We start from the raw sequence: 23,855 nt of genomic DNA, 5'->3' as shown, positions 1-23,855 counted from the left end.
TATGTTAGCTACAATGCGACGCCACGGGCTGATTCTGGCTTTCTTTGGCGCACTGATGACCGGCATGACCGCCATCGTAAACCTGCTGACCAAGCCGACGATTGAACATCAGGCGCTGTTACAGCAAAAAACGTTGTTTGATCAGGTGATCCCGGCCAGCGTTTACGATAACAACATGCAGGACGAATGTTACAACGTCACCGATGAATCACTCGGCACCGCTACGCCGCACCGCATGTATCTGGCGCGAAAAGGCGGCGAACCGGTGGCGGCCGTGGTGGAAACCACCGCGCCAGACGGCTATTCCGGCGCGATCCAGTTGCTGGTTGCCGCTGATTTTCATGGCAAAGTGTACGGTTCCCGCGTGCTCGAACAGCATGAAACGCCGGGGCTGGGTGACAAAATTGAAGTGCGTATTTCTGACTGGATCAAGCATTTCGCCAACGAAACCGTGAACGGCGCCAGCGACCCGCGCTGGGCTGTGAAGAAAGATGGCGGCGTGTTTGATCAGTTTACCGGCGCGACCATTACCCCGCGCGCTGTCGTGCGCTCCGTAAAACGCACGGCGTTATTTATCGAGACGGTACCGTCTCAGCTTTCCCACCTCACCCCTTGTGGAGCCCGTGATGAGTGAAGCCAGAAAGATAATCGTTCAGGGTCTGTGGACCAATAACTCCTCGCTGGTCCAGCTGCTGGGGCTTTGCCCGCTGCTGGCCGTGACGTCCACAGCGACTAACGCCTTAGGTTTAGGGCTGGCCACCACGCTGGTGCTGACCTGTACTAACGGTATGATTTCCGCATTCCGCAAATGGATACCGGATGAAATCCGTATCCCTATTTATGTGCTGATCATCGCATCGGTGGTCAGTACCGTTGAAATGCTGATTAATGCGTATGCCTTTGGTTTGTATCAGGCGCTGGGGATTTTCATCCCGCTGATTGTGACCAACTGTGTGGTGGTCGGTCGCGCGGAAGCCTGTGCCGCGACTAGCCCGGTGCATCTGGCGGCGCTGGACGGCGCCATGACTGGCCTCGGGGCGACGTGCGCAATGTTCGTCCTCGGTTCGATGCGTGAAATTCTCGGCAGCGGCGTGTTGTTTAACGGCGCGGATTTGCTGCTCGGTGGCTGGGCGAAAGTGCTGCGCGTTGAAGTGATTCATCTGGATAACCCGTTCCTGCTGGCGATGCTGCCGCCGGGCGCATTTATCGGTTTGGGCCTGCTGCTGGCGGCTAAATATCTGATTGATCAGCGCATGAAAGCGCGAAAAGCGGTGCAACACGTTGCCTCCGAAGACAGTTTGCCAAAGGGAAGTGTTCATGAATAAGGAAAAGCGCATTGAGATCCTCAGCCGTTTGCGGGACAACAACCCGCATCCCACGACCGAACTGGTGTACACCACGCCGTTCGAGCTGCTGATTTCGGTGTTACTTTCCGCGCAAGCCACGGACGTTAGCGTGAATAAAGCGACCGCGAAACTGTATCCGGTCGCGAACACCCCGGCGTCCGTTCTGGCGCTCGGCGTGGACGGTGTGAAGGAATACATCAAAACCATCGGCCTGTTTAATTCAAAAGCGGAAAACGTCATCAAAACCTGCCGGATTTTGCTGGAAAAACACAACGGCGAAGTACCGGAAGACCGCGCCGCACTGGAAGCCCTGCCGGGCGTCGGGCGTAAAACCGCCAACGTGGTGCTCAATACCGCCTTCGGCTGGCCGACCATTGCCGTCGATACCCATATTTTCCGCGTCTGTAACCGGACGAAATTCGCGCCAGGTAAGACCGTCGATGACGTGGAAGAAAAACTCCTTAAAGTCGTCCCCGCCGAGTTTAAGCTCGATTGCCATCACTGGTTGATCCTGCACGGGCGCTATACGTGCATTGCGAGGAAGCCACGGTGCGGATCGTGTTTGATTGAAGATTTGTGTGAGAGTAAAGAGAAGGTGTATGCGGAGTGAAAGGGAGATCCCTTTGAACCCGTTTTATTTTCATTTGCAACTTCAATCTTAAATTCGAATTCGAATTCAAATTCAAGACCTTGGGTTGCCACCCAAACGGGATTTTAACGGGATCGAGAATATTTCGGTTTCTCAATTGCGGTGATCACTTAACTCACTGCGCCGAAACCGCCAAAGAGGGAGTAAAGCGCCTCCCTCTTTGATCTCCCACGCTTTTTTTACTCCGCGCTATCGCTGGGGCGATGGACATGTTCTGGCACATCGGCGTGTGGCGCGAAATCTTGCCGCTGCGCGGTCCCTTCCCTACGGGCTTCGAGCCTTGCGGTCTCGAACCCTCGGTCAGCAAAATTTCTGAGCGCGCCATCTCACCATTCAAAAGAATCGATTCTGATGCTTCTTCGTTTTTCAAAATAATGAATGGCATGGCAACGTTGCGAACTAAAAAGCCAGTGGCCGCATTCAGAAAGCTTGCTGAATGAGTGTTTCGAGACCTTAGGCTCGAAGACCGAAATGAAGGGACCGCGCAGCGGCAAGTTTTCGCGGCAATAGCCGGAGTGGCTGAAACATAGCCAGCAAGCGACAGCGCGCAGTTAAAAGCGCGGGTGTCCAGAGGGCGCGCGCTTACGCGCCCTTTGGGCCAGTTTGGGCGGCGAGCCCAAGGTCTTAATTTGAATTTGAAGTAAAAAGCCGCCATTGCAGCGGCCTCTGCAATCATCAGATGAATGATTTCGCCTGCTTCAGCACCACATCACAGGCTTTGGTTTTCACTTTCTCTTTCACCTGCGACAGCCCGCTACCGAGATTATTCAGGTCAACGCTCTGATCTTTACCGGTTTTCAGCAAGCCACCCAGACCCTGCTGGTAATCCTGGCTTTCAGCACCGGAAGCACTTTGTATCCCCAGTTTGTTCAGCAGCTGATCTTTCACGTTTTCGGTGCTGGCTTTGGAAAGTACGTTGTTTTTCACGCAATACTGCAATACACCGGCGACGTTGGTCGCGCTGGTGGAGGTCAGCGCTTTATCGCCACCATTAAGCAGTGAAGTCAGTGATGATGTGGTTCCCGTCCCTGAGGTTGTTCCCGCACTGTTAAGGCCGTCGGATGCAGCCTGTTGCAGTTGTCCCAGCAGGTTATTTGATGCCTGTGCGGAGGCTGCCACTAACAGGCTGCCCGCGACGATTGCCAGAACGCCAGCTTTTAATGCTTTCATGTGCTACTCCATTCATTTCACTTATATATTGCGGGAAAGCTTGGTCTTAAATGATGAATTCATCAATAGGAAAATGGGAGAGAAACCGGCAATGCCGGTTTTATTTTATCGTCGACGGGGGTTTAAGCGGTTGTTGCTGCGTCAGCCACAGACCGGCGGCGGTGAAGAAATGCTGTGCCAGCGCCGTCGCCCTGCCCGGTTCGGCCACCACCAATGCTGCGTGGCGGGTCATAGGGGTGATGTCCAGCGGGCAGCGTTTCAGCGCCGGATGCATTTCATCAATCAGATGTCCGCTCGGCACCAGCGCACAGCCAATGCCGACAAACACGCCCTGCATCAGCTGAAATATTGAGGTGCTTTCCAGACGCGGATGAAGTTCCAGCCCGGCCTGACGGAAAAAATTATCCAGGTACCGGCGAAAATATCGGCTCGGCTCGGACAGACACAAAGGCAACGCCGCAGCCTGTTCGGCGGTCATTAGCCCCACATTGTCCAGCCCGGGGAAATGGTCCGGGTGATACACCACGTCCACGCCGCCGTCATCAAGCGACACCAGCTGGAAACGCAGTTCGTTGAGGGTCGAAAATTCGAAAAAGCCGATGCCGACATCCACGGAATGGCTGCTCAGCGCTTCAATCAACTGATCGGCGCTGACTTCCGAGACGCGGTAATCCAGCCCCGGATGCGCCTGGCTCACCGCTTTGATTAGCTGCGCCAGCGAAACGCTGCACTGCGGCATAACGCCGATGCGTAACGTCCCGCTCATGCCTTGTTTGAGAGATTCCACCTCCAGCTTAAGGCCTTCGTAAACCGCCACAATTTCGCGCGCCCAGCTCAGCACCCGCAGGCCTTCGGCGGTGAATCCTTCGAAGTTGTTGCCCCGGTTGATCAGATTCAGCCCGAGTTCTTTTTCAAGGTTTTTGAGCCGCATCGACAGCGTCGGCTGGCTGACAAAACTGGCTTCCGCCGCCCGCCCGAAATGACGTTCCCGTTCAAGATTGCAGAGATAAATAAGCTGTTTGATGTCCATTTTAATTGGTTATTCAATATGTTGCTAAAACGCTGTAAGCGTATTGATTCATTGTTGTACCACCGTGCGTACACACAAAGAATGGCCCGAAATCCGTGCGAAATAATTAACGAAGCATAGCGGATAGCAGGATGAACGTCATCAGCGTGTCCGTTCTGACTTTTCAGACAAGAATCCGGCAAACATCGTAATTTCCGGCTACGCTTAAAAGCTGTCACAAACAAAGGAGCACTAAAATGTCATCTCAAGAATTCGATAACGATGCAGATCGTCTGGCTGATAAGGTCGAAAACAAAGCGAACGAGTTCGCAGGCGAAGCGCAAAAGCAATTTGGCGACTTTGTGGATTCACCAAAGCACCAGTTGAAAGGCGCAGCGCGCAAATACTCTGCTCAGGCGAGTGAAGTGGTTTCGGATGTTGCGGATAAGGTTAAAGAAAATCCGCTGTCGGGACTGATCGCCGCAGGCGCTATCGGTGTCGTGCTCGGTTTGCTGCTTGGCCGCAAATAAGCCTGATCTTCAGTAAGATTAAAGCTTTAGTTAAAGAAAGCCCGGTTGGGCTTTCTTTGTTTTCAGCATCCCGTAATTCGTTTTACGCCGTCAGCCCGATAAAGGCGTGCACGCCCATATAGATTCCCACAGCGCCAATCAGTGCGCTGGAGAAATACGGTGCGCGCCGGGCAAGCGTGTTGAATCCGCTCCAGCGTTTGGCAACCTGACGGATACTCACCGCCGCCCCCACACCGACGGTCACCAGCGTTAACGCCAGCCCGAAGCTGAAACAGACCACCAGCGCGGCACCGAGCGCCAGCGCTTTCAGCTGGATGCAAATCAGCAGTACGGTAATCGCCGCCGGACACGGGATCAGCCCGCCGGTCAGGCCGAAGAACAGAATCTGCCAGTTGGTGACTTCCTGTGTCGCAAACCGCCGCGCGATATCCCCCGCATGCGCCCTTTCGTGCGCATCCTGATACTCCTGCGCAGCGACATTAACGCGAAACCCTGCCAGGTTCGCCGGTTTAGCGTTAATGGCATGAGGCACGCTGGCCGCCTGAAGAAGTCCGTGATCGTGACCGTGATGATGGTCATGCGGATGATCGTGATGGTGATCATCAGCGCCGTGATCATGGGTATGCCCTGCGCCGTTTTGCTGTTGTTTCCACGCGCTTTCTCCGCGATAAGTCCGCCAGAACATCCACGCGGCCGTCCCGACGATAATCACGGCAGAGATCAGCTGGAGCCAGGGTTCCGCCGATTCGGCAGTAAAACGGTTACTGATAACCATCCCGCCAAACGCAATCAGCCAGACGATGGCGGTATGCGAAACCGTAGCCGCCAGCCCGAGCATCACTGCCTGCCGGACGGTGCCTTTGATCGCGATGATGAATGCCGCCATCATCGTTTTCGAATGCCCCGGCTCAAGACCATGCAAAATCCCTAACAATATGGCGCTGGGAATAAATACCCCGGCATTCCCCTGCTGCAGCAAGGTGGCAAAGTCGTTCATCGTTATCATTCTCAATGGAAGTGGCGCGGACGATTGTACTCCCCCCCAGTATTATATACTACCCCCCAGTATCTTGAGAGTGTTATGCTATCTGCGTATTTACGGCCATCAGGGAGTTAACATGTCACATACAATTCGCGATAAACAGAAGCTGAAAGCGCGTACCAGCAAGATTCAGGGACAGGTTGTGGCATTGAATAAAATGCTGGATGAACCGCACGAATGCTCAGCAGTTTTGCAGCAGATTGCGGCAATCCGGGGCGCGGTAAACGGGCTGATGCGCGAAGTGATCAAGGGACATCTGACCGATCATCTGGTGCATGAAGAGGATGTGGCGAAGCGCGAGGCCGATCTGGATGTCGTGCTGAATGTGCTGAATTCTTACGTGAAGTGAATTGCGCCCATGAAAAAGGGGCCAAAGCCCCTTTTCGTTACTGTCTGTCAGACTTTATTTTCTGACCTGTTTGGTCGCAAAACCTTTGTTCAGCTTACGCCAGTACACCAGCCAGGTGATCAGCGCACACACCACGTAGAACACCAGGAAGACTTTCATCGCCCCTGCCGGTGAACCGGTCAGTGCCAGAGATGTCCCGAAAGCTTTCGGAATGAAGAAACCGCCGATCGCCCCAATTGAAGAGATGAAGCCCAGTGCCGCCGCGGTATCTGTCACTGCTTCACGCAGCGCTTCGTCGTCAGTTGCACCACGTGCTTTCGCCTGATCGGTGGTCAGCTTGCGGAAGATCACCGCAATCATCTGGTACGTGGAACCACTGCCCAGACCGGCCGTCAGGAACAGCACCATGAAGACCGCGAAGAAGGCCGGGAAGTTTCCGCCCACACCGCCGGCTGGCAGCGTCAGGAACAGCAAACCGGCAAAAATTGCCATCACGATATAGTTGACCAGCGTCACGCGAATGCCGCCCAGACGGTCTGAAAGCATACCGCCGCCGGAACGCGCCAGCGCGCCAATGAACGGGCCGAAAAACGCGTACTGAATGATATTCACGTCCGGGAACTGGGTTTTGGTCAGCATAGCAAAACCAGCGGAGAAACCGATAAATGAGCCAAACGTCGCCAGATAGAGCACGCTCATGATCCACAGGTGGCCGCGCTTCAGTACCGGCAGTTGCTGGCGGATGGACGCTTTAGACGTCGCCAGATCGTTCATGCCAAACCATGCCGCGACAGTCCCGATAATCAGGAACGGCACCCACACCCACGCGGCGTTTTGCAGCCACATGTCTGCGCCATTCGCCAGCGTTTGTTTGTCGCTGAACGCCGCAAACACGCCGAGGGAAATCACCAGCGGTGCAACCAGCTGCATTACGCTCACGCCCAGATTGCCCAGACCGCCGTTTATGCCCAGCGCACCGCCCTGTTTGGATTTCGGGAAGAAAAAGCTGATATTCGACATGCTTGACGCAAAGTTCGCGCCACCGAAACCACACAGTAATGCGATAACCAGGAAAGTATTGTAGGACGTGCTGACATCCTGCACCGCAAAGCCCAACCATACGCATGGCAGAACCAGGAAAATGGTGCTGAGTGCTGTCCAGCGACGGCCGCCAAACAGCGGGATCATGAACGAGTAAGGGACGCGCAACAGAGCGCCGGACACGGAAGGAATCGCGGTCAGCATGAACAGCTGATCGGTGGTGAAGTTAAAACCCACTTTGTTCAGGTTTACGGAAACCAGACTGAACAGCATCCAGACGCAGAACCCCAGTAGCAGACAAGGCACGGAGATCCAGAGATTTCGGCTCGCCACTTTATGCCCGGTTTTTTCCCAGAAAGCCGGATCTTCCGGCCGCCAGTCCTGCAAAAGGCGTGACGGCTTTTCCGTTGATGGAGCAGATGTTTGTGACATAAGTACCTCGTGTAGCAGCGCGTTATAGTTGTAATGACTGAGTTATGTCGCACACACTAGGTAGAGCACCGCTTCCGCATGTTGATGCAAATCAACGCAACGGCAGGTGTAAAAAGGCGAAAAAAAGCCCACAAATCCTTTGTGAGTATCCGGCGAATTTCGGATAAAGTGCTAAGATTCATTGAGTTGGTGACTTATTCCCCCTTTATTTATCAGGGGTATCGTCCCCGCGGAAATAAAGGAGTAATCACAAAGAGGTATAGGGAAACTCCCCCTGATCATAAAAAATGCCACTCCGTAATTATATCGTTTCAGCTTTACACGGTATTTACCGCTCCCGACACAGGTCCAGGAACTCAGTTATGTTTAAACGCGCTTTGCCATCTCTGTCGCTGGTCAGCCAGATCACCATGCTGATGCTGTTGCTCGGCCTGCTTGGCATTGGCGGAATGAGCATGGCGGCGTGGATGGCGGGAAGTATTGAAGGTAACGCCCACGCCATTAATAAAGCCGGTTCGCTGCGCATGCAAAGTTACCGGTTATTGTCCGAAGTGCCGCTTAACGGCAAAAGCGCTGCGTATATCCGCCAGATGGAAGTTGACCAGAACAGCGCCGATTTGTTGCAAGCCGTTGAGCGTGAAAATCTCCAGCCGCAATTTTTTGCACTGCGCCATTATTGGCAGACCACTTTGCGCGATCAGGTTCTGGCGGCAAAACATCCGCAGGACGTCTCCGCCAATATGGCAGTATTTGTCGGCCAGCTTGATGTGCTGGTGGCCGAACTCGAGCACAAAACCGAATACCATTTACAGCAGATCGCGCTGATCCAGCGCGGTCTGGTGTCTTTCACCCTGATCCTGCTGGCGCTGACCATCTGGTTCCTGCGTCGCCATCTGCTGACGCCGTGGCGCAGCCTGCTCGCTCAGGCCAGCGCAATTACCGCCGGTGACTTCACCCGCCGCTATGAACGCAAACGCGTGGCGACTGGCCATGCGCATAACGAGATGGATATTCTCGGTGATTCGCTCAACAGTATGTCAGTGGCGCTGGGTGAAATGGTCGATAATCTGGCGCAGCGCGTGGCGGAGAAAACTGCCGATCTGCAACAGAAAAACCGGGTGCTGGATTATCTGTACCGCGTCAGCCGCCAGTTGCACACCAGCGCGCCGCTGGAAATGCGGATGCAGCCGGTACTGAAAGAGCTGCAATCGCTGACACCGCTCAGTGGCGTGCAGGTGCGGCAATACGAAAATAACGGCGCGGAAGTGTTTAATGAATTCAGCCAGGCCTCACCGCGCCAGCCGGTCAGCCCGAAAGTGGGCGAACATGCGGGTGAAACCGGAGAATCCCTGAGCTGGAGCCTGCGCGATGAGCGCGAAAACTACGGCGTTCTGCTGGCCCAGCTGCCGCCGGGGCAACATCTTAATGACGATCAGCAACAGCTGGTGAATACGCTGCTAGAGCAACTGACCAGTACGCTGATGCTGGCTCGGCAGGCTGAGGATCAGCAGCAGCTGATGCTGATGGAAGAACGTTCGGCCATCGCCCGCGAGCTTCACGATTCGCTGGCGCAGTCCCTCTCCTGCCTGAAAATTCAGGTGGCCTGTTTGCAGATGCATCAGGAAAGATTGTGTGAGGAAGATGCGGCACTGTTACAGCAGATGCGTGAGGAGTTGAGCACCGCGTACCGCCAGCTGCGCGAATTGCTGACGACGTTCCGCCTGACGATCAACACACCCGGCCTGCGGGCTGCGCTGCAACATACGGTGGATGAATTCTCGCGCCGCATGGGGCTGAGGATAGATTTCGATTATCAGATACCGCCGCGATCGGTTCCGGCGAATCAGGGCATTCACCTGTTACACATCGCCCGCGAGGCGCTGAACAATGCCTATAAACACGCGAAAGCGACCCAGGTTTCCCTTTCGCTGCACGCCAGTGAAGGCGAAATCACCATGAGCATCTGCGATAACGGCGAGGGTATTTCCCCTGACGCAGAGCGGCAAAATCATTACGGCCTGATTATCATGCAGGATCGCGCCAGCACATTACACGGCCAATGTCGGGTTGCCCGACGTCCGGACGGCGGCACAGAAGTCACGGTCCGTTTCCGTCCGGAAGCGTTACCCATTAATCCCCAGGAGCAAGTATGAACGACATCACCCCTTCCACCATTTTGCTGATTGACGATCATCCTATGCTGCGCAACGGCGTGAAACAGCTGATTGCGCTCGATGCCAGCCTGCAAGTCATTGGCGAAGCCAGCAACGGCGAACAGGGTGTCGAATTGGCGAAACAGCTCGACCCGGATCTGATCCTGCTGGATCTGAACATGCCCGGCATGAACGGGCTGGATACGCTGGATAAAATGCGTGAAACCTCGCTGTCTGGCCGCGTGGTGGTTTTCAGCGTATCCAATCATGAAGATGACGTGGTGACGGCGTTAAAACGCGGCGCGGACGGCTACCTGCTCAAAGACATGGAGCCGGAAGATTTGCTGGCCGCCCTGCACAACGCCGCGGCGGGCAAAATGGTGCTCAGCGAAGCGCTGACGCCGGTACTGGCCGCAAGTTTGCGTGAAAGCCGTCCGAGCGGCGATCGCGATATTCAGTCCCTGACGCCGCGCGAACGCGACATCATCAAGCTGATTGCCGAAGGGTTACCGAATAAGATGATTGCCCGCCGCCTGAACATCACCGAAAGCACAGTGAAAGTTCACGTGAAGCATTTGCTGAAAAAGATGAAGCTAAAATCCCGCGTCGAAGCGGCGGTTTGGGTGTTGCAGAGTAACGTGATTTAAGCGTTACTTCACGGATACTCAGTACATTTCCGGTTAACTCCCTCCCCTGCGAAGGGGAGCTAGAAATTCAGCCCGGCGTCATCGCCGTATTGCGGTTGCGCCGTCAGCGGTGGGGAAACAGTCAGCGTGATCCAATTTGAGGTCACTTTCTGCGATTTGCTGTCTTCCACCGTCACCGATAAACGGTAGCTGTTAGTGGCACCCGGCGAATTGTCCCATTGCGGCACGATCACGCTCCAGCCTTCCGCGTTACGGTTATTGGCCGGCGGCGTCAGGCTCAGCGCCTGCGTATCGCCCTGCCAGCTCAGCGCAACAACGGAATTGAGCGCACGCAGTTGGAGTTTCAGCGGCACCGTTTCGCCCGGCTGTAACGACCAAGGCGGCGTCGCCAGATAGACCGACAGGGTTTTCCGCTGTTTAAACTCCATCACCGGCAGGTTATTGCGGTCGACCATATCGAACCGGCTACCACGCAGTGAACGCGCTGCGGCAACATTCTGCGATGACAGCTGCTGATCCAGCGGCACGCCCAGACGATAGTTGAGCGTCAGTTTCACCACATCCTGATTATCGCCATCCTGCCCGGCCTGATGTTCTGCCATCACGGTCACCAGCGGCACCGGCGTGTAATTCAGCCCGAACGAGACCGCAGAAGGGTTACTCTGGCGCGTACCGTTGCCGAATAAATCCACCTGATTACCGAAATATTGCTCATAACTGAGCGACGCCCCGATCTGACGGTAAAACGGCAAATAGCCTTTGGTGGTGATGTCGTAACCGCGCGCCTGACGCCGCAATTGCGCTGACGTGTTGCTGTCCGCACGATACGAGGTCAGCGGATGATAATAATTGGTGGAAAATCGCAGGTAATCCGTCCAGGCTTCCGCGCCCAAACTTCCGCGTGTCAGCTGATGGTCGAAATCATTATCGATAAACGCGTTATAGCCAAGCATCCACTCGCCGGTATTAAAACGCTGGCCCAGGCCAAAATTCCCCACCGTGGCGTCCGCCGCGCTTTGCAGGCCAATTTGGCTGTAGACCAGATTATTCTCTGAATTGTACAACGGGCTGAAAAGCTGGCCGGAGCTGCCATCCAGATTATGACCTGTGACATCCAGCGTCGTGCTGACAGTGCCCAGCGGCGAAAGCAAACTGCTGGTTTCTTTTTGCACCAGTTTGGCGGCCTGGCTGAGCGCAATATTTTCCGCCTGCAAACGCAGCGGATCGTCGCTGTCTGATGTCGTGGTGCCGAGTTCTTTCAGCGTAGTGGCGAGCTGTTTTTCCGTCGCACTCGGCGCATTGTCATTTTTAATGTACTGACTGCCGAGGCTGGGTAACACATTGGATTGCGGGCTGTTTCCGGTATTGAACGCAGACCGTTCATCATCCGCAGGCAGGAAACCGGAGAGATCATACGAAAGCCCTCGGGTGCCGGAAGCAACTTCAGAAGGGTCTGCCGTCAGCGCAGAGGCGCTTCCAGCATAGAAAGCCAATCCCCCTGCCACGAGCAGAAAGAAGCAGGTTGAGCCCGCATAACGCTTCAATAAATAAGAAAAAAAATCTGTGACCTTTGTCATGCCTTGCACATTTTAAACGTAAGGTTTGATCTTACCTGACAAACGACATATTTCAACCTTCATGCCATGAATGGCCACATAACCCTTTTCATAAAGTGGAATTATGCGGGGGTATTCCCTGCAATATGTGCGGTTAAAATCCACGCACATCACAAAAAAACGTCTAAAATTACAACATTAGAAACCATTGCCACACATTTAATAACATTTTTAACAAATTAATCACTTATCTTTACAGGTCGTTTTCATTTATCCTTAGCAGGTTAACGATTTATTCCGGTGCCACCCGACTGCTTTTGCAGAGCGCACCAGAATTCAGACCGGCGTTTTTAATGGCCGCCATCAGGCCGTAAAACGCTTCTGCACGCGTCCCTCTCCCCCTTTCTTCCGCCCGGAAGACGACGGGATGTGCGCCATTAATAGCTGCATATTGCTACATAAAAAACAGGGAACATACATGAGCAAAAAAACGTTACCGGGCGTCACCCGCAGGCAAATTCTCTCGTTTACGGCAGCCTCCGCAGTCTTGGGCGCGGCCAAAGCCGCAAACGCGGTAACACTTAAAGGAACGCCCGTGTGGAGCCCCTTTGACGCCAGCCCGCCTCCGCAAATTGATATCGATGGCTGGGCGTTCTTCACCGACGCCGAAGCCGCCGCCATGGAAGCCATTGTTGACCGTCTGGTACCCGCCGATAATCTGAGCGTCGGCGGTAAAGATGCCGGATGCGCAGTCTTTATCGACCGCCAGCTAGCCGGCTTTTACGGCACGTACGCACGCCTTTACATGGAAGGCCCGTTCAAGGACGGCACACCCGAACAGGGCGACCAGTCTCCTTTAGTTCCTCAACAACGTTATCGTCTCGGCCTCGCCGCGCTGGATAAATACAGCCAGTCGCAGCATCAGAAACTGTTCAAAGATCTGCCCGGCGACCAGCAGGATCAAATCCTGTCCGGCCTCGAAGGCGGAAAAATTGCTCTGGATGGGATCGATTCCAAACTGTTCTTCGCCATCGCGCTCAAGAACACCATGGAAGGTTTCTTCGCTGACCCGATTTATGGCGGTAACCGCAATATGGTGTCGTGGAAAATGCTGGGCTTCCCCGGCGCACGCTACGATTACCGCGAATATGTCGGCAAACATAACCAGAAACTCGATCTGGAACCGCTGAGCATTTCAGGCGGCGACGCATGGAAAATGAAGAGCTAAGGGCAGAAAACATTATGGCAAAGAAATTACCTAAAACCGACGTGGTGGTTATCGGGCTCGGCTGGGCCGGCTCGATCATCGCCAATGAACTGTGTGACGAAGGTCTCAACGTTGTGGCTATTGAACGCGGCCCGTGGCGTGATACGGCGCGCGATTTTAACGTGGCTACCGTCGCCGACGAACTGCGTTACAACTCCCGTCAGGAACTGATGTTACGCACGCGTCAGAACACCATTACTATCCGTAACAACCCGGCACAAACCGCCTTACCGATGCGTGAATGGGGCTCGTTCCATCCGGGCAATGGCACCGGCGGCGCAGGCAACCACTGGGCGGGAATTACCTTCCGCTTCCAGCCGGACGAATTCCGCCTGAAAAGCCATCTGACCGAACGTTACGGCGCAAAAGCGATTCCTGAAGAACTGGTTCTGCAAGACTGGGGAACCGACTGGGAAGAAATGGAGCCGCACTACGCCTCGTTTGAACGCATCGCCGGGGTTTCCGGTAAAGCCAGCAACGTGAACGGCGAGCATCGCGACGGCGGTAACCCGTATGAAGGCATGCGCTCGATTGAATATCCGACCCGCCCGATGGATCAGCCTTACGGCCCGACGCTGTTTGCCGAAGCCGCACGCAACATGGGCTACAAAGCGTTCCCGGTGCCCTCTTCGCTGATTTCCGAGCCTTACACCAACCCACTTGGCGTCAAAATGGGGCCGTGTACATTCTGCGGTTTCTGCACCAACTACGGTTGCGCTAACTACTCCAAAGCCAGCGCCATCACCACCGTGTTACCGGCGCTGATCCGCAAAGAGAATTTCGAAGCCCGTACCAACTGTGAAGTGATGCAGGTGCTGAAAGATTCCACCGGCAAACGCGCAACCGGCGTGGTTTACATCGACTCTTCCGGCGACGAATGGGAACAGCCTGCCGATCTGGTGATCGTCAGTGCCTTCACCTTTGAAAACGTCCGCCTGATGCTGCTTTCCGGCATCGGCAAACCTTATGATCCGGTCACGTTAGAGGGCACTACCGGCCGTAATTACGCGTATCAGACGGCCAACGGCGTGCAGCTGTTCTTCGATGACAAGAACTTCAACCCGTTCATCGGCGCAGGTGCGGTCGGAATGGGCATTGATGATTTTAACAACGATAACTTCGACCACAGCGGCCTCGGATTCTTTGGCGGCGGCAGTATCCGCGTCACGCCAATCGGTGGCGCGCCGATCGGCTACCGTCCTGTTCCACCGGGAACGCCGAAATGGGGTTCCGAGTGGAAAAAAGCCACCGTGGCCAACTATCTCAGCTCGATGTCCATCGGCTGCGAGGCCAGCAGCTACACCACCAAAACTAACTATCTGTCGCTCGATCCTAACTACAAAGATCGTCTGGGTCGCCCGCTGTTGCGCGTCACGTTCGATTTCCCGGAAAACGACCTGAAAATGGCGGCGTATTGCACCGGTAAAGTGGCGGAAATTGCGAAAGCGATGAATCCGCGCCAGCTGGTTGCCAACCCGATGAAAGGCCACTGGAACGGTACGCCGTATCAGTCGTCTCACGTTGTCGGAGGATTTGTGATGGGTGCAGATCCGTCCACCAGTTCCGTGAACAAACACCTGCAAGTCTGGGATGTGCCGAACCTGTTTGTGGTCGGCGCGTCGGCCTTCCCGCAGAACCCGGGATACAACCCGACCGGCACCGTCGGCGCACTGGCGTTTAAAGCCGCTCATGCGATCCGTAACTATTACCTGAAAAAACCGGGAGAGATGATCGCATGAAAAAGTTAACGTCATTCTCACTCGGCTTGCTGGCACTCAGTGTTTACGGCCTGGCGCACGCCGCCGGTGACGGCTCTTTCGAGCAGGTTGAACGAGGGCGCTATCTGGCTACCGTCGGCGACTGCGCGGCCTGCCACACTGCCTCCACGCCGGACGCCAAACCGTTCGCCGGTGGCGTGCCGATCGAAACGCCGTTTGGCCGTTTAGTCGGCGCCAACATCACACCGGACCCGGAAACGGGTATCGGTAAATGGTCTTTCGACGACTTCCAGCGCGCAATGTCCGAAGGCGTGGGCCACGGCGGTAAACGTCTGTACGGCGCGATGCCGTTCACGGCGTACACCAAAGTGACCCGCGAAGATAACGCCGCCATCTGGGCGTATCTGCAAACCCTGCAACCGGTGCATCACGAAGTGGAAACCAATCAGCTGCCGTTCCCGTTCAACGTGCGCGCCAGCCTGATGGGCTGGAACTGGCTGAACTTCAAAAAAGGCGAATTCAAACCGCAGATGGATAAATCCGCGGAATGGAATCGTGGCGCGTATCTGGTTGAAGGGCTCGGCCACTGCGGCACCTGCCATACGCCGAAGAACATGATTGGCGGCGATAAAGACAGCGAGTTCCTGCAAGGCGCTGTGGTGGAAAACTGGGTTGCGCCGGACATCACCAGCAATAAACATACGGGCATCGGTAACTGGACGCAGGAAGATCTGATGCAATATCTGAAAACCGGTTCAAACCGTTTCGATATTGCCTCCGGCCCGATGGCGGAAGAAGTGACGAATTCGTCGCAGCACTGGACGGATGCGGATCTCAAAGCCGTCGCGGTTTACCTGAAAGACAGCGGTCACGACAGCGGCAGTACTGCCCCTTCTCCGGTTAAAGCCGAAGACAGCGCGATGGTGGCCGGTAAAAATATCTACGCCGACCGCTGTTCCGCCTGCCACACACCATCCGGCATGGGTCAGGAAGGGTTGTTCCCGCGCCTCGCCGATTCCGCGCTGATCAACCAGCCAAACGCGACATCCCTGATCCGCGTTGTGCTGGCGGGCAGCCGTCCGGTCGCGACCGACAGCAAACCAACCGCGCCGTCTATGCCGTCATTTGATGCCAACATGAGCGATACGGACGTGGCGAACGTGCTGACTTACATCCGCAACAGTTGGGGAAATGCCGCGGCACCGGTTTCGGCAAGCGATGTGAAAGATTTACGTGCAGAGCTGAAGAAATAACCGGACGCCAGACAGGACAAAGGCCGCGAAAGCGGCCTTTTTTCTTACTGACGTTTGAAGACTTTTCGCACCGAACGGTCAGTGCTGTGAAGGCATCTGCATAATCTGCACTAACAGGTGATCGTTGTTCTGACTCAGCTGCACCAGATGTTTGCATTCCACTTTAATAGCGGTGAGTTGATCGTCGGTCAGCGAGTACGGCAGGTTGATATCGATGCTGTACATATTTTGCTGCTCTGCCAGTTCAATCAGCCGGACGATATTCGTTTCGTCGCTGACCTGCGTGGAAACCACCTGCAAAGCGAGTGCGCGCAAGGCTTCCTGCTTCGATTTATCTTTTTTCGAACGGGATTTCAGAACCATGCCGAAGAACGGCATCACGCCATAAATAGCGTCGACAAAACTCCATTTCTTTTTGCAGGATGCGGACAAATATTCCATGTAGTCAAAGGACGCTTTTTGACTGCGCGCATCGGGTACCAGGCGATTTTCATTCATCCCCGTTTCCTCTTCCTGGTCAGGGCCTGTTCATTTGAACGTCTGTACAGAACGTGCGAAGGTGTGCTCAGTGCTCTGCCTGCTGACAAAGAATCTGCCGGCAGATAGATAATGCAGATCAATTTATGAAGCTAAATTTATTCGTCTGTATAATGGCATAATTCAACAACACTTTGCCAGTCGGTTCAGGCGCTTTCCGTCACTGAAACGCACTTTGCTAGCATTTCAGAATTTAGCCAAAATATTTAGCGGATATGGAATTTATGCCGCAAAAATGTCACGTTCTATTACGCTAGCGCGATGGCGTCAGCAGACGTGTCACGCTATGCTACTCACCGGATTTCTTATAACAGCAAGCCAATGAATAGAATCGTTTTTGTAGAAGATGATGCGGAAGTCGGCAACCTGATCGCCGCCTATCTGGGTAAACATGATATCGACGTGCTGGTCGAGCCCCGTGGTGACACGGCGCAGGCGCGTATTGAGAAAGAAAAACCCGATCTTGTCCTGCTGGATATCATGCTGCCGGGCAAAGACGGCATGACGCTGTGCCGCGATCTGCGCCCTATTTTCCCCGGCCCGATCGTGCTGCTGACCTCGCTCGACAGTGACATGAACCACATTTTATCGCTCGAAATGGGCGCCAGCGACTACATCCTGAAAACCACACCGCCTGCCGTTTTGCTGGCACGGTTACGCCTGCATTTGCGCCAGAACCCGGTGCAATCCTCGCAAAACGAACAACCGGTTCAGACGCTGAAAAGCGGCAACGCACTGCACTTCGGCCAGTTGTGTATTGACCCGGTGAACCGCGAAGTCACGCTGGTGGATGAAACCATCATTCTTTCCACCTCAGACTTTGATTTGCTGTGGGAACTGGCGACACACGCAGGACGCATTATGGATCGCGAAGCGTTACTGAAAAACCTGCGCGGCGTGAGCTACGACGGGCTGGATCGCAGCATTGACGTGGCGATTTCCCGTCTGCGCAAAAAACTCTACGACAATACCCTCGAGCCTTTCCGCATCAAAACCGTGCGCAATAAAGGGTATTTGTTTGCTCCGAATGCCTGGGAGTCTTTACAGGAATGAGAAAGCTTTTCGTCCAGTTCTTTCTGTTACTGCTGGTCTGTTTCCTGGTGATGGCGATGCTGGTCGGCCTGGTGTACAAAGTCACCGCCGAACGCACAGGCCGTCAGTCCATGAATGACCTGATGAAAAGTTCGCTTTACCTGATGCGCAGTGAGCTCAGGGAAATCCCGATTAAAGACTGGAACAAGACCATTAATACGCTGGATTTGAACCTGTCTTTCAAACTCCACATTGAACCGCTCGGGAAACGCAAACTCAGCCCGGCGCTGGATCAGCGCCTGAAAGATGGCGAGATTATCGCCCTCGACGACGAATACACCTTTATTCAGCGTGTTCCGCGCAGCCATTATGTGTTGGTCGTCGGCCCGATCCCCTATCTGTTTTACATGCACGAAATGCGGCTGCTTGATTTGGGGTTGCTGATTTTTATCGGCCTTTCGCTCGCGCTGCCAGTCTTTCTGTGGATGCGCCCGCACTGGCAGGATTTGCTGCGGCTGGAAAACTCCGCGCTGCGCCTCGGTAACGGACACCTCGACGAACGCATCGATTTTGATTCGACCTCCAGCCTCAACAGGCTTGGCGTCGCGTTTAACCAGATGGCGGACAACATCAGCACGCTGGTTGCCAGTAAAAAACAGCTGATTGACGGCATCGCCCACGAACTTCGCACACCACTGGTACGTCTGCGTTACCGGCTGGCCATCAGCGAGAACCTGCCGGAGTCCGAACAAAACGCCATTAACCGCGACATCGGACAACTCGAAGCATTGATCGACGAACTGCTGACCTACGCCCGGTTGGATCGCCCGCAGGTGGCGCTGAATCTGGAAAAAGTGAATCTGGCGCACTGGCTCGAAGACAAGGTCGAGGATTTCCGCCTGATCAATGCTGAACGCACTATCCTTTATCAGGCGCCTGAAAACCTCGATTTCGGCGGCGTCGATTTACGGCTAATGGAGCGCGTGCTCGACAATCTGGTCAACAATGGCCTGCGTTATTCTCAGGAAATGCTGTGCATCAGCCTTTGGCTCGATGGCGAAATGGCCCATTTACAGGTCGAAGACGACGGCCCCGGCATTCCGGAAGAAGAACGTGTACGGATCTTCGAACCCTTTGTCCGCCTCGACCCGAGCCGCGACCGCGCAACCGGCGGCTGCGGGCTCGGGCTGGCAATCGTCCACTCTATCGCCGTGGCGTATCAGGGACGTATTGCGGTTGAAAGCAGTTCACTCGGCGGAGCCAGCATGCGTTTCAGCTGGCCGGTAAAACCCCTATTCAATCTGGCTGTTGAACAGCCTGACCAAAACCAGGAAGGGAGCTAATAATGACCATCGCGTATAAAAAATTGCATGACACCTTCGCCCGTTTATCCCGCTTCGGCCATTTATCGGCGATTGCAGGCTGGGATGCAGCGGCCATGATGCCCCCGCAAGGCGGCCAGGCGCGCTCCGAAGCGCTGGCTGAACTGAGCGTGCTGACGCATCAGATCCTCACTGCGAAACAGGTCGGCGAATGGCTGGAACAGGCCGGTGGCGAGCAGCTGAACGATGTGGAACAGGCGAACCTGCGTGAAATGCGCCGTCATTATCAGCAGGCAGCGCTGTTGCCGGAAAGTCTGGTACAGGCAAAATCACTGGCTGGCGCACGTTGCGAACAGGCATGGCGTATTCAGCGCAAATCCAACGACTGGGAAGGTTTCTCCGATAACCTGAAAGAAGTCGTAAAACTGAGCCGTGAAGAAGCCAAACTGCGTGCCGAAGCCGCGGGTATCAGCCGTTATGACGCCCTGCTCGATTTATATGAACCGGGTATGACTTCGCAGAAACTCGACGTTCTGTTCGGCGACCTGAAAACCTGGCTGCCAGATCTGCTGCAAACCGTGGTGGAAAAGCAGAAAACCGAATCCCGCATTGCGCCGCAAGGCCCGTTTGACATCGAAAAACAGCGTCAGCTCGGCCTGAAAGTTATGGATCGTCTGGGCTTTAATTTTGATGCCGGTCGTCTGGACGTCAGCGCTCACCCGTTCTGCGGCGGTGTTCCGCAAGATGTGCGCATCACCACGCGTTACAACGAAAATGAATTCCTCAGCGCCATGATGGGCGTCATCCATGAAACCGGTCATGCTCGTTATGAACAAAACCTGCCGAAAGAATGGCTGGGTCAGCCGGTTTCCAATGCTCGTTCAATGGGCGTTCATGAGTCGCAAAGCCTGCTGTTTGAAATGCAACTGGGTTGCAGCGAACCGTTCCTGAAATCGGTGTACCCGCTGGTTATCGAGCAATTCGGTCAGCGTCCGGGGCTGGATGAAAGCAACTTTATCAAGCTTAACCAACGCGTCCAGCCGGGTTTAATCCGCGTTGACGCCGATGAGCTCAGCTATCCGGCGCACGTCATCCTGCGTTATGAAATTGAAAAAGCGCTGATGGAAGGCGAAATCGAAGTCGACGATATTCCGGCCCTGTGGAACAGCAAGATGAAGGAATATCTGGGCATCAATACCGTGGGGAATTACCGCGACGGTTGTATGCAGGATATCCACTGGACCGACGGCGGTTTCGGTTACTTCCCGACGTACACGCTCGGCGCGATGTACGCCGCGCAGCTGTTCCAGTTCGCCAACAAAGCGATCCCAACCTTGCAGGAAGACATCGCCCGCGGCGACCTGACGGCGCTGTTCCAATGGCTGCAGCAGAATATCTGGCAACACGGGAGCCGGTTTACCACTGACCAGTTGATGGCGAATGCAACCGGGGAGACATTGAATCCGGGGTTCTTCAGGGCACACCTGGAGAATAGATACCTGTAAGGTAGCAGCCTGGCATTGAATTCAAATTCAAGACCTTGGGTTGCCACCCAAACTGGCCTTAGGGGTGGCTTATCGCCGCCACCCCTAAGAACCCCGGGCTCTTTCACTGCGCGCTGCCGCTGGCTGGCTATGTTTCAGAAACTCCCCTTATTGCCGCAAACGTCGCCGCTGCGCGGTACTTTCGCTTCGGGTTCGAACCTGCTCGAAAAAAGACTCTCACTGTTTCTCACCACTCCCTCAACGTCGTTTTGAAAGCGGCTGGAAGCTATGTAATTCGGAAGAATGATGCAGGTTGTTTTGATTTGCTCCTTCCCCTCTCACGAGGGGAAGGCCGGGATGGGGTGTTGGTTTTAGCGACTCAGAGGTTTGCAAAACCCCCTCCCAACCTCCCCCTTCGCAGGGGGAGGAGCAAACCAGCCGCTCGTGAAAGTTTGCTGAATTACATATCTCGTGGCCGCTTTCAGAAAGCTTGCCGAACGAAGCGTTTCGAGACCTGTGGCTCGAAACCGAGAAAGGGAACCGCGCAGCGGCAAGTTTTCGCGGCAATAGCTGTGGCACCTGAAACATAGCTAGCGAGCGGGAGCGCGTGTTGAAAAACGTGGGGAAATCCAAAAGGGGAAACGCTTTTCCCCTTTTGGTCGGTTTCGGCGCGAGCCGCTGAGTTATAACTGTTATTGAAAAACCGAAACTTTCTCGATCCAAATAATGTTAAGCCGCCAGCGCTGCAGCCCCACCGCATAACCTCATGATTTCCCTGAAATCCCCCCTTTGTACATTCCGTTACACGCCGAAACCAATCACTCACGGACTTTGCGATTCAACCCGCCTAGTATTCTTCATACCGGCCCCGCAGTGGGGTGGACACTTAAACGAAATTCCGAGGAATTAAAGATGAAAAAAGTATTAGCTCTGGTTGTAGCCGCTGCAATGGGTCTGTCTTCTGTCGCTTTCGCTGCTGAAACTACAGCAACTCCAGCGCCAGCCGCTGCTGCAACGACTACTGCTGCTCCAGCGCATGCTGCTAAGCACAAGACTCATAAGAAAGTAGCTCAGAAAGCTCAGGCTGCTAAAAAACATAAAAAAGCCGCTAAGAAAGCTGCTCCGGTAGCTCAGAAAGCGCAAGCTGCTAAAAAACACGTAAAACACGCTAAGAAAGCTGCTCCGGTAGCTCAGAAAGCGCAAGCTGCTAAAAAACACGTAAAACACGCTAAAAAAGCTGCTCCGGTAGCTCAGAAAGCGCAGGCTGCTAAAAAACACGTGAAACACGCTAAAAAAGCTGCTCCGGTAGCTCAGAAAGCGCAGGCAGCTAAAAAACACGTAAAACATGCTAAGAAAGCTGCACCAGCTGCAAAAGCAACTCCAGCAGCATAAGTCGTAAAGAAGTCTTTGTGAGCGTATCTACTCACCATTATCAAGACTGATGACTTAACACCCGGTTCGCCGGGTGTTTTTTTCTCCGGTTCTTTATCTTGAGGTACTGATGGAAGATGCTGCGCCGCTACCTGTTCGAAATCACCCTGTGCTCTCTGATCCTCTGCGGTCTGATCACCCTGTTCTTCTACTTCTGATGTCATTGTGAAGTACCCTGAGATGGCGCCCGCCGTCTGCTCAAAAGATTGAGTTATCAGACAAATATATCCATCACGAAAGATAACCGTCTATAATCGTTCCATAATAACTGGTTCACGGGTTCTCCCTGTTTTCAAGGTCAGAATGTTATGCGCATCGCGTTACCGCTGTTTTTGTGCTTTTTCTGTTTTACCGCCAGCCCTCTCGTTCATGCAGATTCTCCGGATGATGCAGATAGCGACGCACCTGCTATCAGCCTTAAAGAAAAAACCGCCCTGTTCTTCGGACACGATCAGCGCACTCCCGTTGCCGCCGCCGCACACTGGCCGTGGCAGGCGATTGGTCAGATAGAAACGGAAAGCGGCAATTTATGCACCGCAACCTTAATTTCTAAACATCTGGTTCTTACCGCAGGCCACTGTGTATTGGCACCGCCAGGCAAAATCGACAAAGTGATCGCCCTGCGTTTTATTTCGCATAATCAGAAATGGCGTTACCAGATCACTGCATTACAAACACTGGTTGACCCGAAGCTGGGTAAGAAACTGAAAGCTGACGGCGAGGGCTGGATTGTGCCGCCGAAAGCTGCGCCGTTTGATTTCGCGCTGATCCGCCTGACAGATGAAAAAATCGCTCTGCCGATCAAGCCGTTACCACTTTGGGAAGGTTCGCGTGATGACCTGACCGCCGTGCTGAAACAGGAAGGCAGAAAGGTGACCCAGGCCGGATATCCTGAAGATAATCTGGATGATTTGTATGTCCATCAGGATTGTCAGGTTACCGGTTGGGCGCAGCCAGGCGTGCTTTCGCACCGTTGCGACACGCTGCCGGGGGACAGCGGCTCTCCGTTGCTGATCAAAAATTCGGAAGGCTGGTCATTGATTGCGATTCAAAGCTCAGCTCCGGCGGCACAGGACCGCTATCTGGCTGACAACCGCGCGCTGGCCGTTCCGGCAATACGCGATGCACTGAGCACCTTGTCTTCCGGTGTGATCAGTGCCAGCTCTACAGCAGCCCCTGCTGCGCAATAATATTCTGCTGCACCTCAAAACAAAAAGGTCGCTGAGAGCGGCCTTTTTGACATGTTGACTGGTCTAATGACTTAAACAACGTGCTCTTTATGCAGCTAACCCACGAATCAGATTTTTACCCAGACGTTATGATGGCCTTGTTCTGCCTTAACAAGGTTTTCGAATACTGATGTCGTCTTGCCCGCACTGGTTGCGGGCTTTTTTTCGCCTGCAATGTGGCATAATTTAAAGCCCTTTACTCACCAGCTGCGCGGCCTTAACGAAGACTTCATCCTCAACGCCGTCACCTTTCTGACGCCCAAGCTTTTGCAGTTCTTCAATCAGACTTTCGCGGTTTATGGGTTTCTGCCCGGAAATAAGCCCCATCACAGCGGCACCGATCGCCAGACCAATTAAACCGGTTTGTTCTTTTTCATCGATCACAATGTTCACCCTGATAATAAGCCCGTTTCAAAATTAGCAGAAATTTTAAGTTTTTCATCAGAGTTGAATTCCGAATCCCTTAATTGCTGAACCGTTGTTCCATTGTCTGCATTTTGGGATGCCCCTTTTTATGCTCCCGGAGTGTCCTTATTTTAGCCGCCGAAACCTCGCTTTAAATCATGGCTGGCAATCAATAATAAACTTATGAAAATCACCTCCCCATCATTCGATTCATTGCTCTCTGATATCTCCGTGCGTAGGTTTACTCAAAATT

General features: G+C 54.1%; 24 protein-coding genes. 17 read left to right on the top strand and 7 right to left on the bottom strand.

From position 1 onward, the window contains the following. Position 1: 1 nt before the first annotated feature. From rsxG to ACLBVC_RS11050, 4 genes are all read left to right on the top strand, one after another. Positions 2–634 carry an electron transport complex subunit RsxG gene (gene rsxG / locus ACLBVC_RS11065; RefSeq protein ID WP_410149626.1) on the top strand — a complete coding sequence of 211 codons (633 nt, stop codon included), beginning with the start codon at positions 2–4 and terminating at the stop codon, positions 632–634. Continuing rightward, the gene (locus ACLBVC_RS11060; protein WP_410149625.1) at positions 627–1,325 is read left to right on the top strand and encodes an electron transport complex subunit E; all 699 of its coding nucleotides are present in this window, start codon (positions 627–629) and stop codon (positions 1,323–1,325) included. Before rsxG ends, ACLBVC_RS11060 begins: the two co-directional genes overlap by 8 nt. Then, positions 1,318–1,956 carry an endonuclease III gene (nth, locus tag ACLBVC_RS11055; protein ID WP_410149624.1) on the top strand — a complete coding sequence of 213 codons (639 nt, stop codon included), beginning with the start codon at positions 1,318–1,320 and terminating at the stop codon, positions 1,954–1,956. Before ACLBVC_RS11060 ends, nth begins: the two co-directional genes overlap by 8 nt. A gap of 248 nt (positions 1,957–2,204) precedes the next feature. Continuing rightward, a complete protein-coding gene (locus ACLBVC_RS11050; protein WP_410149623.1) occupies positions 2,205–2,435 on the top strand; it encodes a hypothetical protein in 231 nt (76 codons plus the stop codon). A gap of 235 nt (positions 2,436–2,670) precedes the next feature. Here the strand turns inward: ACLBVC_RS11050 and ACLBVC_RS11045 are convergent, their stop codons facing one another. Next, complete coding sequence (locus ACLBVC_RS11045) at positions 2,671–3,165, bottom strand: DUF2501 domain-containing protein (protein WP_410149622.1); 495 nt, start codon at positions 3,163–3,165, stop codon at positions 2,671–2,673. Positions 3,166–3,265: 100 nt separating this feature from the next. Next, positions 3,266–4,195: a LysR family transcriptional regulator gene (locus tag ACLBVC_RS11040; RefSeq protein WP_410149621.1), complete on the bottom strand. Its 930-nt coding sequence runs from the start codon at positions 4,193–4,195 to the stop codon at positions 3,266–3,268. 236 nt (positions 4,196–4,431) lie between these two features. On the opposite strand from ACLBVC_RS11040, the gene ACLBVC_RS11035 reads away from it, so the two are divergent. Continuing rightward, entirely contained in the window at positions 4,432–4,704 is a 273-nt protein-coding gene (locus tag ACLBVC_RS11035) for a DUF883 family protein (RefSeq protein WP_410149620.1), read from the top strand. A gap of 82 nt (positions 4,705–4,786) precedes the next feature. On the opposite strand, the gene ACLBVC_RS11030 is transcribed toward ACLBVC_RS11035, so the two are convergent. After that, complete coding sequence (locus ACLBVC_RS11030) at positions 4,787–5,701, bottom strand: nickel/cobalt efflux protein RcnA (protein ID WP_410149619.1); 915 nt, start codon at positions 5,699–5,701, stop codon at positions 4,787–4,789. Between the two features lie 121 nt (positions 5,702–5,822). Between ACLBVC_RS11030 and rcnR the strand changes: the two genes are divergently transcribed. After that, complete coding sequence (rcnR, locus tag ACLBVC_RS11025) at positions 5,823–6,095, top strand: Ni(II)/Co(II)-binding transcriptional repressor RcnR (RefSeq protein ID WP_195815876.1); 273 nt, start codon at positions 5,823–5,825, stop codon at positions 6,093–6,095. Between the two features lie 54 nt (positions 6,096–6,149). Here rcnR and ACLBVC_RS11020 read toward each other — a convergent pair whose 3' ends face one another. Continuing rightward, positions 6,150–7,568: a NarK family nitrate/nitrite MFS transporter gene (locus ACLBVC_RS11020; protein ID WP_410149618.1), complete on the bottom strand. Its 1,419-nt coding sequence runs from the start codon at positions 7,566–7,568 to the stop codon at positions 6,150–6,152. A 362-nt stretch (positions 7,569–7,930) separates the two neighbouring features. Between ACLBVC_RS11020 and narX the strand changes: the two genes are divergently transcribed. Then, positions 7,931–9,721, top strand: coding sequence for a nitrate/nitrite two-component system sensor histidine kinase NarX (narX, locus tag ACLBVC_RS11015; protein ID WP_410149617.1), 1,791 nt, complete (start codon positions 7,931–7,933; stop codon positions 9,719–9,721). Continuing rightward, positions 9,718–10,368 (top strand): two-component system response regulator NarL, encoded by a 651-nt coding sequence (gene narL / locus ACLBVC_RS11010; protein WP_104922132.1) that lies wholly within the window; start codon positions 9,718–9,720, stop codon positions 10,366–10,368. Before narX ends, narL begins: the two co-directional genes overlap by 4 nt. Before the next feature lie 59 nt (positions 10,369–10,427). Here narL and ACLBVC_RS11005 read toward each other — a convergent pair whose 3' ends face one another. Beyond that, positions 10,428–11,945 carry a YchO/YchP family invasin gene (locus ACLBVC_RS11005; protein ID WP_410149616.1) on the bottom strand — a complete coding sequence of 506 codons (1,518 nt, stop codon included), beginning with the start codon at positions 11,943–11,945 and terminating at the stop codon, positions 10,428–10,430. Between the two features lie 457 nt (positions 11,946–12,402). Here ACLBVC_RS11005 and ACLBVC_RS11000 point away from each other — a divergent pair, with 457 nt between their 5' ends. The 3 genes from ACLBVC_RS11000 to ACLBVC_RS10990 are packed head-to-tail and all read left to right on the top strand — an operon-like array spanning position 12,403 to position 16,162. Further along, entirely contained in the window at positions 12,403–13,152 is a 750-nt protein-coding gene (locus tag ACLBVC_RS11000) for a gluconate 2-dehydrogenase subunit 3 family protein (RefSeq protein ID WP_410149615.1), read from the top strand. A gap of 14 nt (positions 13,153–13,166) precedes the next feature. Continuing rightward, the gene (locus ACLBVC_RS10995; RefSeq protein ID WP_165057389.1) at positions 13,167–14,930 is read left to right on the top strand and encodes a GMC family oxidoreductase; all 1,764 of its coding nucleotides are present in this window, start codon (positions 13,167–13,169) and stop codon (positions 14,928–14,930) included. Then, on the top strand, positions 14,927–16,162 hold the full coding sequence (locus ACLBVC_RS10990) for a c-type cytochrome (RefSeq protein WP_410149614.1): 1,236 nt from the start codon (positions 14,927–14,929) through the stop codon (positions 16,160–16,162). Before ACLBVC_RS10995 ends, ACLBVC_RS10990 begins: the two co-directional genes overlap by 4 nt. Positions 16,163–16,240: 78 nt before the next feature. Here ACLBVC_RS10990 and ACLBVC_RS10985 read toward each other — a convergent pair whose 3' ends face one another. Beyond that, positions 16,241–16,660, bottom strand: a complete 420-nt coding sequence (locus tag ACLBVC_RS10985; RefSeq protein ID WP_104922006.1) for a hypothetical protein — start codon at positions 16,658–16,660, stop codon at positions 16,241–16,243. Positions 16,661–17,020: 360 nt separating this feature from the next. Here ACLBVC_RS10985 and rstA point away from each other — a divergent pair, with 360 nt between their 5' ends. The 6 genes from rstA to ACLBVC_RS10960 all read left to right on the top strand — a co-directional run bounded on the left by rstA (position 17,021) and on the right by ACLBVC_RS10960 (position 23,158). After that, a complete protein-coding gene (rstA, locus tag ACLBVC_RS10980; RefSeq protein WP_410149613.1) occupies positions 17,021–17,752 on the top strand; it encodes a two-component system response regulator RstA in 732 nt (243 codons plus the stop codon). Continuing rightward, on the top strand, positions 17,749–19,074 hold the full coding sequence (gene rstB / locus ACLBVC_RS10975) for a two-component system sensor histidine kinase RstB (RefSeq protein ID WP_410149612.1): 1,326 nt from the start codon (positions 17,749–17,751) through the stop codon (positions 19,072–19,074). The genes rstA and rstB overlap by 4 nt, the downstream gene beginning before the upstream one ends. Before the next feature lie 2 nt (positions 19,075–19,076). Continuing rightward, positions 19,077–20,558 carry a carboxypeptidase M32 gene (locus tag ACLBVC_RS10970; protein ID WP_410149611.1) on the top strand — a complete coding sequence of 494 codons (1,482 nt, stop codon included), beginning with the start codon at positions 19,077–19,079 and terminating at the stop codon, positions 20,556–20,558. A gap of 891 nt (positions 20,559–21,449) precedes the next feature. Next, entirely contained in the window at positions 21,450–21,929 is a 480-nt protein-coding gene (gene asr, locus ACLBVC_RS10965; protein ID WP_195815867.1) for an acid resistance repetitive basic protein Asr, read from the top strand. Positions 21,930–22,045: 116 nt separating this feature from the next. After that, positions 22,046–22,126 (top strand): small membrane protein YdgU, encoded by an 81-nt coding sequence (gene ydgU, locus ACLBVC_RS24850; RefSeq protein WP_455567028.1) that lies wholly within the window; start codon positions 22,046–22,048, stop codon positions 22,124–22,126. 150 nt (positions 22,127–22,276) lie between these two features. Beyond that, a complete protein-coding gene (locus ACLBVC_RS10960) occupies positions 22,277–23,158 on the top strand; it encodes a trypsin-like serine peptidase (RefSeq protein WP_410149610.1) in 882 nt (293 codons plus the stop codon). A gap of 225 nt (positions 23,159–23,383) precedes the next feature. Here the strand turns inward: ACLBVC_RS10960 and ACLBVC_RS10955 are convergent, their stop codons facing one another. Then, positions 23,384–23,581, bottom strand: a complete 198-nt coding sequence (locus ACLBVC_RS10955) for a hypothetical protein (RefSeq protein ID WP_195815865.1) — start codon at positions 23,579–23,581, stop codon at positions 23,384–23,386. Positions 23,582–23,855 lie beyond the last annotated feature (274 nt).

This window comes from Rahnella selenatireducens (assembly GCF_046449555.1).
GTDB classification, from domain to species: Bacteria; Pseudomonadota; Gammaproteobacteria; order Enterobacterales; family Enterobacteriaceae; genus Rahnella; species Rahnella selenatireducens.
This window is presented reverse-complemented; position numbering and strand designations above follow the sequence as displayed.